Origin of the sequence: Clostridium sp. HMP27 (assembly GCF_000765165.1) — a bacterium.
Taxonomy (GTDB): Bacteria; Bacillota; Clostridia; order Clostridiales; family Clostridiaceae; genus Clostridium_AK.
The window spans coordinates 87101-99134 of record NZ_JMFY01000017.1; the positions used below are offsets into that span (position 1 = coordinate 87101).

Below are 12034 nucleotides of genomic sequence, written 5' to 3' on the forward strand. Positions count from 1 at the left end.
TGATTTATGACGAAATTATAAACTTCTATAAATTTGGAAGTTATGCGTAAAACGTTTTAGTAAAATATTTTTAAGATTATGTTATTATATTGAATATCTATCATAGTTTAATATATAATAATAAATGCTAAAAAGGATTATATATTTAAGTAGTAGGGGGAAGAAGTAAATGGAATTAAAGGAAAAGATTCGTATTATAGAAGGATTTCCAAAGGAAGGTATTAGTTTTAAGGATGTAACAACAATACTTGATGATAAAGAAGCTTTTAAATATACTGTAGATACTATTGCTGAACATCTTAAAAATAAAAATGTAGATGTGGTAGTAGGACCAGAAGCTAGAGGTTTTTTATTTGGAGCGCCTATAGCATATGCTTTAGGAGTTGGGTTTGTTCCTGTTAGAAAGAAGGGTAAGCTGCCTTGCGAAACTGTAAGTGTTAGTTATGATTTAGAATATGGAACAGATATATTAGAGGCTCATAAGGGTTCCATAAAGCCAGGTCAAAGAGTAGCTATTGTTGATGACTTACTTGCAACAGGAGGAACTATACAGTCTGTAGCAAAGCTTGTAGAAGCATTAGGTGGAGAAGTAGTAGCTATGGATTTTGTTATTGAACTTACTGAATTACATGGAAGAGATAAACTTGAAAAATATGATGTAATGTCTCTTGTGGAGTATGATATATAAAGAAATATACACCAAATAAATTTGCACATTTTAATTTATAATGAGTAAAAAATCTCTATAAATTATGCAAAAAATAAAAGTTTGAAAGTCTATACTAAATAGTATATAATGGTAAGTAAAATATGATGGCTGGTTAGTTAAACCAGCCTTTGATTTTAGGGGAGTAAAATATGCTTGAAAAACTGTTAAATAAAGTAGAAAAAAATTGTATAAATTATGATATAGAACTTATAAAAAAGGCATATAATTTTGCTTTCAATGCACATCAGGATCAAAAAAGAGAATCTGGAGAGCCTTATATTATTCATCCTATAGAAGTGGCAGGAATACTTGCTGAAATGGGCTTAGATACCAGTACTATTGTTGCAGGTCTTCTTCATGATGTAATTGAAGATACTGAGTATGGATATGCGTATTTGGAAAGAGAATTTAGTAAAGAAGTAGCAGATTTGGTAGAAGGCGTAACAAAACTTGGAAAAATTCAATATAAAACAAAAGAAGAGCAGCAGGCAGATAATGTAAGAAAGATGCTCTTAGCTATGGCTCGTGATGTAAGAGTTATACTTATAAAATTAGCAGATAGATTACATAATATGCGAACTCTAAGATATATGACCATAGAAAAGCAAAAGGAAAAGGCTAAAGAAACATTTGACATATACGCACCACTTGCACATCGACTAGGTATTTCCAAGATAAAATGGGAATTAGAAGACCTAGCTTTTAGATATATAAACCCTAATGAATATTATGACTTAGTGAAAAAAATTGCAGAAAAAAGAGCTGAAAGAGAAGCATACATAGAAATGATAACAAAATCGCTTAAGGAAAATCTCAAAAAAACAGGTATTGAATCTGATATAGAGGGACGCCCTAAGCATTTTTATAGTATTTATAGAAAAATGGTAAATAAAAATAAAACTTTGGAACAAATTTTTGATTTAACAGCAGTAAGAATATTAGTAGATAGTGTGAGGGATTGCTATGCAGCACTTGGAATCGTACATACTATGTATAAGCCAATTCCAGGTAGATTTAAAGATTATATTGCCATGCCAAAACCTAATCTTTATCAATCTTTACATTCCACAGTAATAGGTCCACAAGGAAAGCCATTTGAAATACAGATAAGAACTTTTGAAATGCATAAAACGGCTGAATATGGTATTGCTGCTCACTGGAAGTATAAGGAGAATAAGAACCCTAGTACTAATATGGATTTAAAGTTATCTTGGTTACGAGATATGCTAGAGTGGCAAAGAGAAACTTCTGATGCAGCAGAATTTATGGAAGGTTTTAAAATAGATTTGTTTTCCGATGAAGTGTTTGTATTTACTCCAAAGGGAGCAGTTATAGATTTGCCAAGTCATGCAACACCTATTGATTTTGCTTATAAGATACATACTGATATAGGAAACAAGTGCATAGGAGCTAAGGTTAATGGTAAGATGGTACCTTTGGATTATAAGCTTAAAACTGGTGAAATCATAGAAATCGTAACAGCATCAAATTCAAAAGGACCTAATATAGCTTGGCTTAATATTGTAAAAAGCAATCAAGCAAAGAGTAAAATAAGGGCTTGGTTTAAGAAGGCAAAAAGAGAAGAAAATATTAGTAAGGGAAAAGAACTATCAGAGAGAGAAGCTAAAAAGCACGGATATAATTTTGGGGAAATAGCTAAAGGAGAAATATTATCTGCCATTCTAAAAAGATATAATTTTAATAGCATAGATGATATATATGCAGGAGTAGGAGTAGGAGATATTAGTTCGTCTTCGTTGGTATCTAAGATAAAGGAACAATATGAAAAGGGTCATAAGGCATCTATTAGTAATGAAGAAGTGATAAATACTTCTTTAGGCAAAAACTTAAAGCAGTATGATGAAAGAATAATGAAGAAAAAGTCAGCAGATATGGGAATCATAGTAAAAGGAGTAAGCAATCTTTTAGTTAGGTTTTCTAAATGCTGCAACCCAGTACCTGGAGATGAAATAGTAGGTTATATTACCAAGGGAAGAGGAGTATCTATACATAGAAAAGATTGCAAAAACGTTGAAAATCTTATGAGTGATTTGGAAGGAAAGCTAGTAGATGTAAGTTGGGGGAATGCTAAGGCTTTATCATATATTGCAGAAATTCATGTAAAGGCTGAAGATAGGGATGGAGTTTTATCTGAGATAATGGATATAATTTCCCAATCAAAGGCACATTTATATGCTATAAATGCTAAAACCACCAAAGACAAATTAGCTTTTGTAAATATAAAACTTAAGATTTTTGATATAGAGCAATTGAAAGAATTAATAAAAAAGGTTAAAAAATTAAGTGGTGTGATGGAAGTTTACAGAACAAAAAACTAGAGGGTGATGATTTGAGAGCAGTAGTTCAAAGAGTTAATTTTTCCAAGGTGGAAGTGGATGGGAAAGTAATAGGAAGTATTAATAAAGGACTTAATGTTTTACTAGGTGTGTCAAAAGAAGATTCTATAGATGACATAAAATACTTAAAAGATAAGATATTAAATTTAAGAATATTCGAAGACAAAGAAGGTAAAATGAATAAATCTCTTATAGATGTAGCAGGAGAACTTTTAGTTATTTCTCAGTTTACGTTATATGGCGACTGCAGAAAGGGAAAAAGACCAAGTTTTATAGAAGCGCTAGGTGGAGAGGAAGCCAAAAAGTTTTATGAGGAATTTGTAAAAGAATGTAAAGAAGTGCTAGGAAATGTGGAAACAGGAGAATTTGGAGCCGATATGAAGGTTACAATTGAAAACGATGGACCTGTAACTATAATTTTAGATAGTAAAAAAACATTTTAATATGGGAGTGTATGGATATGAAGATTTCAAGAATACCAGTGGGTGCATATGCAGCTAACTCATACATTGTAATGGATGAAAACACAAAAGATGCCTTAATAATAGATCCTGGTGATGATTATTTAAGTATAAAGCATGCTATAAGCAAGCTTGAAGTAAATCCAAAGTACATATTTATCACCCATGGACATATTGATCATACGGGAGCAGTGGCAGAACTTAGAAATCTATATGAAATACCTGTATGTATTAATGAAAAGGATGAGTATTTAATTATGAATGGAGGATACATGTTTGGAAATCCTCAAAATTGTGGAGCAGCAGACATTAAAATAAAAGAAAATGATACTTTTGATATAGGAAACATGAAGCTTAAATGTATTGAGACACCAGGCCACTCTGAAGGAGGAATGTGTTTTCTTATAGACAATGTAGTATTTACAGGAGATACTCTGTTCCAAAGCTCTATAGGAAGAACAGATTTTACAGGTGGAGATTTTGAGACAATAATTGATAGCATAAAAACTAAGCTTTTAACCTTACCAGATGAAACGATAGTTTTACCAGGACATGGTCCTGAAACTACCGTAAAAAATGAAAAGGTGTATAATCCATTTTTATAGGAAGGAAGCATCTCAGTAAAATGAAAATAAATATAAATTTAAATGAATTAGCTTATAGGTATGAAATATATCAAATAGTAAATATATTTTATCCTTTTAGCGAGATAAATTTTAATACTAGTGATTCCTGTGATTTAAGCATAGATGTAAACGTTAGTGACGATTTGGCAATTATATGGGATGGACTTAATAAGGATGAATTTAACCTTAAAAGTGAGTTTACTAAAAAAGAAGTAATAAAAAATCATCTTTACCTGTTTTTAAGTTTAAAGACAGGTAAAAGTTTTCCATGGGGGACGCTCATTGGAATAAGACCAAGCAAAATAGCACTTGCACTTATGAATGAAGGTAAAGATTATAATGAAATAATTAAATATTATGAGAAGCGTTATTTAGCTAGTAAAGAAAAAGCAGAGCTATGTATAAAGATAGCTAAGCGAGAAAAAGACATAGTCAACAAATCAAGTAGAAATATATCAGTTTATATAGGAATGCCGTTTTGCCCTACAAGATGTTTATATTGCTCCTTTGCATCTAATCCAATTAAAGGGTGCAGTAAACTTGTAGAGCCATATTTACAGGCGTTAACATATGAAATTGAGAGAATAAGTGAATTTATAAATAAAAAGCGGTTAGTAATAGAAAATGTGTACTTTGGAGGGGGAACCCCCACATCTGTAAGTAATGATCAGTTTGAACAAATAATGAAAGATATATATAATAAGTTCATATACAAAAATAATATAAAAGAATTTACAGTAGAATGTGGAAGACCTGATAGTATAAGTTTTGAAAAGTTGGATACTATGAGAAGATATAAGGCTACGCGTATAAGTATCAATCCACAGACTATGAATGATGAAACTTTAAAGCTTATAGGTAGAAATCATAATTCCCAAGATGTCGTTGAAAAGTTCAACTTGGCGAGAAGCATGGGATTTGATAATATAAACATGGATTTAATAGTTGGGCTTCCAGGTGAGAGATTAGTACATATGAAAAAAACTTGTAGTGAGATACTGAAATTAAAGCCTGATAGCTTAACAGTGCATGGTATGTCTGTTAAAAAAGGATCAAAGCTTCTAGATAACCTAAAGCAAAATCTTAATCTTGTAGATTTGGATGAGCTAATTGGAATGCACGATGAAACCGTTAAATTAGCAGAAGCTCTAGAAATGGAACCATACTATATGTATAGGCAAAAGAACATGCTTGGCAATATGGAAAATGTAGGTTACTCATTGCCTGATAAAGAAAGTCCTTATAATATACAAATGATAGAAGAACGTCAAACTATAATTGCAATGGGTGCAGATGCCATTACGAAAATTGTATTTTTAGAAGAAAATAGAATTGAAAGAGCCCCAAATTTAAAGGATGTAAGAGAATACAATAATCGAATAGAAGAGCTAATTGAAAAAAAGATAACCATGCTAGAAGAATTATATTAATTTACAAACTATTTGATATAGGAGACATAATTGTCCCTGATATTTTAATATAAATTTTAATTACTAACTTCGGATTAATATGAGGAGGAAAACAAATGGGAGAAGCATTAAAAGGATTAAAAAGAACCATAATGTGTGGCGAATTGAGAGAATCCCATGTAGGTAATAAATTTACTGTAATGGGTTGGGTACAAAGAAAAAGAAACTTAGGAGGATTAATATTTGTTGATTTAAGAGACAGAACAGGAATCCTTCAAGTAGTTTTTGGAGAAGAAATAAATAAGGAAGCTTTTGAAAAGGCTGATACTGTTAGATCAGAGTATTGCATAGCAATAACTGGAAGCTTAGTAAAAAGAGAATCTGCAAATGAAACATTACCAACTGGTATGGTAGAGCTAAAGGGAGAGAGTATAAAGATCTTATCAGAATCAGAAACTCCGCCAATATACATAAAGGAAAATCTAGATGCAGGTGAAAATATAAGATTAAAACATAGATATTTAGACTTAAGAAGACCAGATATGCAGAAAATCTTAATGATCAGACATAAGGCATCTAAGGCAGTAAGAGATTTTATGGATGGAGAAGGTTTCCTTGAAATGGAGACACCAATACTTACTAAGAGCACACCAGAAGGTGCAAGAGATTACTTAGTGCCAAGTAGAAATTACCCAGGAATGTTTTATGCACTGCCACAGTCACCACAGATATTTAAGCAGCTTTTAATGGTGTCTGGTTATGATAAGTATTTCCAAATAGCAAAATGCTTTAGAGATGAAGATTTAAGAGCAAATAGACAGCCAGAATTTACTCAGGTTGACCTAGAAATGTCTTTTGTAGAAGCAGATGATGTTATGGGATTAACTGAAAGATTAATTCAACATGTATTTAAAACTGTAAAGGGAATAGATGTTAAGCTTCCAATGGAAAGAATACCTTATAAAGTGGCTATGGAAAAGTATGGTAGTGACAAACCGGATTTAAGATTTGGAATGGAAATTAATAATTTAACTGATGTTGTTAAAACGTCTGAATTTAAAGTGTTTAAGGATGCTATAGAAAATGGTGGTTCTGTTAGAGCTATTAGAGTGGAAAACTCAGCAGATATGGGTAGAAAGCAGTTAGATAAGTTAACTGAGTTTGTTAAAGGATTTAAAGCTAAGGGATTAGCTTGGGTTGCTTATAAACAAGATGAAATAAAATCTCCGATATCCAAGTTTTTATCTGAAGATGAATTAAAGGCTATTTTAGACACAATGAATGCTAAGGTAGGAGATCTTATATTAATAGTTTCAGATGCTAAAGATAAGGTGGTTTTCCAAAGTCTTGGACAATTAAGATTACATGTTGCCAAAGAGCTTGAGATTTTAAAGGATAATAAAGAATATAGATTTGCATGGGTTACAGAATTCCCACTAGTTTCATACAATGATGAAGAAGATAGATGGGAAGCAGAACATCATCCATTCACAGCACCAATGGATGAAGATATTCAGTATTTAGATACTGATCCGGGTAAAGTAAGGGCCAAGGCTTATGACATGGTGTTAAATGGAGAGGAACTAGGCGGAGGAAGTATAAGAATACATGACTCAAATCTGCAAGAAAGAATGTTTGGTGCTATTGGATTGACTAAAGAAAAAGCTTGGGAAAGATTTGGATTCTTACTTGAAGCATTTAAATATGGTCCACCACCACATGGCGGATTAGCATTTGGATTTGATAGAATGACAATGTTCCTTGCTGAGACTGAAAACATAAAGGATGTAATTGCATTCCCTAAGAATCAAAATGCATATTGCCCAATGTCAGAAGCTCCTAATGTAGTGGATGAAGATCAGATAAAGGAACTTGGAATAGAAATAATAAAAAATTCATAAAAAGTTTTTGATAAATTTTAATAAAAAACGTTTAAATTGAGTATAATAATATTATAAAAATAGATAACTAAATAAAGATCCTGCTGTGTGCGTGAAGTGAGTTAATATTGAGCCAACATATTTTTGAACGGGAATCTAACTCTTTTAGTGGAATGATGCTTAGGTTAAACTTAGTCATTAATAAATATATTAAGGTTAAGTTTATATACTTGAGAACAAGAAGCAAAAAGGTGATGCCCACCTGCTTAGTCAGGTTCAACAATAACTCACATAACGGCATGGCGGGATTTTTTAGTTTTTAAAAATCAAGTTTACGAAGATAGAAAATTTGTATATCAAAGAGTTTCAAAGAGTTCTAGCATTATCATAAATCACCCTAAATATAGTTATAAAAATAGAGTTTCGGTTTAATGTTAAACCGAAACTCTATTTTTTGTAACTAGGCTTGATATAGTAAATGCTATTAAAGCAGGGATAACCCAGCTAAATCCTTGTTTAGAAAGCGGAATATATGAAATGAAATTTACTATAGGAGATATAGTAAACCCTATGGTCTTAAGATTATCTAATATACTTATTAGCAAAGTAGTATAAACAGTAGCTTTTAATACAGAATTATTTTTTACTAGTTTGCCCATTAATGTAAGTATAACAAGTACCATTACTATAGGGTATAATATTTGTAAAATAGGTACAGCTAAAGCTACGATTGTATCAACTCCAAGCATTGCTATTAAAATACTTACAACAGATATAATTATAGCGTTAAAGGTATAAGAGATTTTATTATTAAAAAGATCACTAAAGTATTTTGCAGCAGATGAGGTTAAACCTATAGAAGTAGTTAAGCAAGCTAGAGCTACAACAATACTTAAAAATATAATTCCTGTATTACCGAGTACCTTTTGTACTATATCTGTAACTAATTGAGTTTTTGTAATATCTCCTGGAAATATAGAAGCAGTTTGACTTCCAAGATATAAAAGACCACCATAAATTACTCCCAGTCCTATTACCGCTATTATTCCGGATAGTGAGGTTATTTTTATTATATCAGAAACCTTAGAATATCCTTTAGCTCGTACAGAAGATAATATTATAGATGAAAATATAACTGAGGCTATAGCATCCATAGTTTGATAACCTTCTATTAATGAAGTTGAAAATACATTTTTTACGTTTGTGCTTACAATAGGTCCAATAGGTGATAATACTCCTTTGGCTATTATTATAAGTAAAATTAAAAGTAACAAAGGGGTAAGTAACTTTCCTATATTGTCTATTAGTGATGAAGGTCTTAAAACAAACACTAATGTTATTAAAAAATATATAATAATAACAGGAAGTATTTTTACATTTGGAAATAGTGGTAGAACACTTAACTCATAGGTAGTAGCTGCAGTTCTAGGAATAGCAAGCATAGGCCCTATGGCAAGTATTATACTTGTAGTCACTATAATAGAAAATGCTTTACCAATAGGATGAGACATTTCTTTAAACGTACCATTTATTTTAGCACAAGCAAGAATGCCTATTAACGGAAGTCCTACTCCTGTAATAACAAAGCCTAAAATGGCTGTAAAAAAATCACTACCAACAGTTTTGCCTAAATACGGAGGAAATATTAAGTTTCCAGAACCAAAAAACATAGCAAAAAGGGCAAGTCCGATTATTAATGAATCTTTAATAGATTTACTCATATAATTCTCCTTTTCTAAATGATATTAATTATCATAAATCATAAGCATAATTATAGCATATAAATAGTTTAACGAGCATTTTTAGTATTATATGAAAATTGAAGAAAATAAATCTGTAAATATAAACTAAGACGGCAAAAATGGATTTATAGTTACAAAAAACAACTATATGTACTTAAATTATACATTAAAAACATATATAAAGATACATGTAAATAATATCAGAAAACTTAAGAAAGGTAATTGAAGATACTTCTTAATATGTTATATGTAAAAAATGCCCAAATGGAAAATGAATTAAAATCAGGTGCGTAAACATATTTATAAAATAATAGGGATTTGATGAAAAATTGTGAAAAATCAAAAAAAACTGAGTATATGCTTCCATTTTTTTATAAAACTGACTTAGAAATATTTAACATTTCCATAAATTGTTGTATAATATATATACAACAATTTTAAGAAACGGGGAGATTATATGGAACGTACTTTAGCTTTAATTAAACCAGATGGATTTCAAAGAGGACTTATAGGGGAAATTATATCTTTATATGAAAAAAAAGGCTTAAAGGTTACTGCTTTAAAAATGACAAAACCTGAAATAAATATGGTAGAAGAACATTATATAGAACATAAAGGAAGGCCATATTATAAAAGTTTAATAAGATATATTACAGAAGATAATATTATCGCTATGATATTAGAAGGAGAAAATGCAGTAGAAGTTGTAAGAAAAATAAATGGGGTTACTAATCCTTTGGAAGCAGATCTTGGCAGCATAAGAGGAAGATTTGGATTAAGTAAAGAAAGAAATTTAGTACATGGTTCGGATTCTACAGAAAATGCTTTAAGAGAAATAAATATATGGTTTCCAGAAATAACATCAGAAAGCTATCAATAATTAAGATTTAACGCAAATTTTCGAATTATTTTGAAATATAAGTGGTGTATAAATCAGATTAAGAGAGCAAGGAAAGGCGTGTGGTTTATGTTTCGAGTTGAAGAGGAAGTAAAAAAGATAGCAGAAGAAATATTATGTATGCTTGTGGTTGATGGATATAATATAGATATAATGACCAAGGAGGAAGTGGGACAGCTTGTGGATAGATATCTTCAAGAAATATATGATGATTATTTGAATGATGATAATTATAATGAGGCTTGTGTTGAAGAAGAAGCCTACGATGGATTTGAAAGCTTTTATAAAAATTTTACAACAAAAGTAAAAGAAAAAAATATACATATGGAAGAATATTTAAATTAAAAATTACATATTTAGCTTAAAATTGATTGAACAAAAATATAAGGTAAACAAAATATGCTTATTTATAAAGAGGTTAAAACATATGAAGGCATTAATAAGTTACAAAACAAATGAACATATAATTTGTTTGAGAGAAGACGGAATAATAATAGAAATACTTAAAAAATTCTTGGACAAATTCTATGAAGGGGAAATTATAAATTTGCCAGATAACAAAACAACTAATATAAATTAAAATTAATTTAAGTACATGTTGACTTATTGAGATGTTTAATCTAAAACATGAATTAATAGCCAGGTATAAAACTCCTTTTTGTACAAAAAATATGGGTACAGAAAGGAGTTGTTTTTATGTCTAATAATAAAATGAGATATACTAAAAATAACAAAAAACAAGATGGTCATTTTAAGAAAAAGAATATAAAACATGATCCTCAAGCAGAAAGTGCTAGAGCAGTTTTTGAAGATCCTAAAGCATATCCAGAAAATGATTTTTAAAATATATACTTTGAAAATATTAGGATGAAATTCAATGTTAAATTTGCTGAAAAAATATGTTTATATTGAAATTTAAGGAGTGATTACAAATGAATGAAAATAAGGAACAATTAAAAGAAAGGGCAAGGCAAATGCTTATAGATGGAAAAACCCATAAAGAAATAAGGACAGAAACTCATTTAAGAGAAAAAGATATAGGAAGAATACAAAGAGAAATCACTAATAGATTCTAATAACTAAAGTTAGTAGCTGGTAACCAGTAGAGTAAATATACTCTACTGGTTGCCTTTATATTAATTATTAAAAAAGTCAGTGTATAACTTTTGTGAACACTTTTAATAAATGTTTCATACTTTATTAAGGTGAGATATTTTAAGAAAGGTGTTAATGTATGCTTTATTGTCCGTATGAAATGTGTGATCCTTATTTTTATAGACAAGAACAATTACAACCTAATTCTTTTGTAAGGGTGCTTCATGCTTCTCCTAATGCTCCAATGGTAGACATATATGCTAATGATAATTTAATTATAAAGAGAATTAGCTATCAACAGTTTACTCCCTATTTTCAATTACCAGTAGGTAGATATAACATTAAAATTTATCCAAGTGGTACAAAAACAAATCCTGTAGTAGATACCAATGTGAATATACCAGCAAATAAAATTTTAACAGTAGCAGCAATTGGGCAATTGCCTAATATAGAATTATATGCTGTATCGGATATGGCGACTATTAATCCTAGTAAAACTCTGATAAGATTTGTTCATTTGTCTCCTAATGCTCCTAATGTTGATATTATATTGCCAAATGGAACTAAGTTATTTGAAAATGTAGGATATAAGGATACAACAAATTATATTGCTATAAATCCAGGTATTTATACTGTACAGGTAAGACCAACAGGAACTGAAAGTATAGTTTTAACTGTTCCCAACATTAGATTAAAGCCTAATAGAGCATATACTATTTATGCAGTAGGCTTAGTAGGAGCGGAACCACCTCTTCAAGTGCTCATACCACTAGATGGATGCTCTTACATTGGAAGATAACTGCTGATTTAGTATCTAAATAGGCTAGTAAGGTTGCGAAGTAATTTACTTATAGTTA

At 30.3% G+C, this 12034-nt stretch carries 13 protein-coding genes and 1 other RNA gene; 13 read left to right on the forward strand and 1 reads right to left on the reverse strand.

Annotation, left to right across the window (positions count from 1 at the left end):
- Nucleotides 1-169 precede the first annotated feature (169 nt).
- From DP68_RS08150 to ssrS, 7 genes are all read left to right on the forward strand, one after another.
- A complete protein-coding gene (locus DP68_RS08150) occupies nucleotides 170-688 on the forward strand; it encodes an adenine phosphoribosyltransferase (protein WP_035308300.1) in 519 nt (172 codons plus the stop codon).
- A gap of 170 nt (nucleotides 689-858) precedes the next feature.
- Nucleotides 859-3048: a bifunctional (p)ppGpp synthetase/guanosine-3',5'-bis(diphosphate) 3'-pyrophosphohydrolase gene (locus DP68_RS08155; protein WP_035308301.1), complete on the forward strand. Its 2190-nt coding sequence runs from the start codon at nucleotides 859-861 to the stop codon at nucleotides 3046-3048.
- An 11-nt stretch (nucleotides 3049-3059) separates the two neighbouring features.
- Complete coding sequence (gene dtd, locus DP68_RS08160; RefSeq protein ID WP_035308302.1) at nucleotides 3060-3509, forward strand: D-aminoacyl-tRNA deacylase; 450 nt, start codon at nucleotides 3060-3062, stop codon at nucleotides 3507-3509.
- A 17-nt stretch (nucleotides 3510-3526) separates the two neighbouring features.
- Entirely contained in the window at nucleotides 3527-4132 is a 606-nt protein-coding gene (locus tag DP68_RS08165) for an MBL fold metallo-hydrolase (protein WP_035308303.1), read from the forward strand.
- 20 nt (nucleotides 4133-4152) lie between these two features.
- Entirely contained in the window at nucleotides 4153-5583 is a 1431-nt protein-coding gene (locus DP68_RS08170; RefSeq protein ID WP_035308305.1) for a coproporphyrinogen III oxidase, read from the forward strand.
- Nucleotides 5584-5678: 95 nt separating this feature from the next.
- Nucleotides 5679-7463 (forward strand): aspartate--tRNA ligase, encoded by a 1785-nt coding sequence (aspS, locus tag DP68_RS08175; protein WP_035308306.1) that lies wholly within the window; start codon nucleotides 5679-5681, stop codon nucleotides 7461-7463.
- A gap of 74 nt (nucleotides 7464-7537) precedes the next feature.
- Nucleotides 7538-7755, forward strand: a non-coding RNA gene (gene ssrS, locus DP68_RS19210) — 6S RNA.
- A gap of 121 nt (nucleotides 7756-7876) precedes the next feature.
- Here ssrS and brnQ read toward each other — a convergent pair.
- Nucleotides 7877-9163 (reverse strand): branched-chain amino acid transport system II carrier protein, encoded by a 1287-nt coding sequence (gene brnQ / locus DP68_RS08180; RefSeq protein ID WP_035308308.1) that lies wholly within the window; start codon nucleotides 9161-9163, stop codon nucleotides 7877-7879.
- Nucleotides 9164-9641: 478 nt separating this feature from the next.
- On the opposite strand from brnQ, the gene ndk reads away from it, so the two are divergent.
- The 6 genes from ndk (at nucleotide 9642) to DP68_RS08195 (ending at nucleotide 11976) form a co-directional block, all read left to right on the forward strand.
- Nucleotides 9642-10064, forward strand: coding sequence for a nucleoside-diphosphate kinase (gene ndk, locus DP68_RS08185; protein ID WP_035308309.1), 423 nt, complete (start codon nucleotides 9642-9644; stop codon nucleotides 10062-10064).
- Between the two features lie 87 nt (nucleotides 10065-10151).
- The gene (locus DP68_RS08190; RefSeq protein ID WP_035308311.1) at nucleotides 10152-10427 is read left to right on the forward strand and encodes a hypothetical protein; all 276 of its coding nucleotides are present in this window, start codon (nucleotides 10152-10154) and stop codon (nucleotides 10425-10427) included.
- Between the two features lie 82 nt (nucleotides 10428-10509).
- A complete protein-coding gene (locus DP68_RS19505) occupies nucleotides 10510-10662 on the forward strand; it encodes a hypothetical protein (protein ID WP_291547951.1) in 153 nt (50 codons plus the stop codon).
- A 116-nt stretch (nucleotides 10663-10778) separates the two neighbouring features.
- On the forward strand, nucleotides 10779-10925 hold the full coding sequence (locus DP68_RS19510) for a CPC_1213 family protein (RefSeq protein WP_291547953.1): 147 nt from the start codon (nucleotides 10779-10781) through the stop codon (nucleotides 10923-10925).
- An 89-nt stretch (nucleotides 10926-11014) separates the two neighbouring features.
- The gene (locus DP68_RS19515) at nucleotides 11015-11158 is read left to right on the forward strand and encodes a hypothetical protein (RefSeq protein WP_291547955.1); all 144 of its coding nucleotides are present in this window, start codon (nucleotides 11015-11017) and stop codon (nucleotides 11156-11158) included.
- Nucleotides 11159-11316: 158 nt separating this feature from the next.
- A complete protein-coding gene (locus tag DP68_RS08195) occupies nucleotides 11317-11976 on the forward strand; it encodes a DUF4397 domain-containing protein (RefSeq protein WP_035308313.1) in 660 nt (219 codons plus the stop codon).
- The last annotated feature ends 58 nt before the right edge of the window (nucleotides 11977-12034 follow it).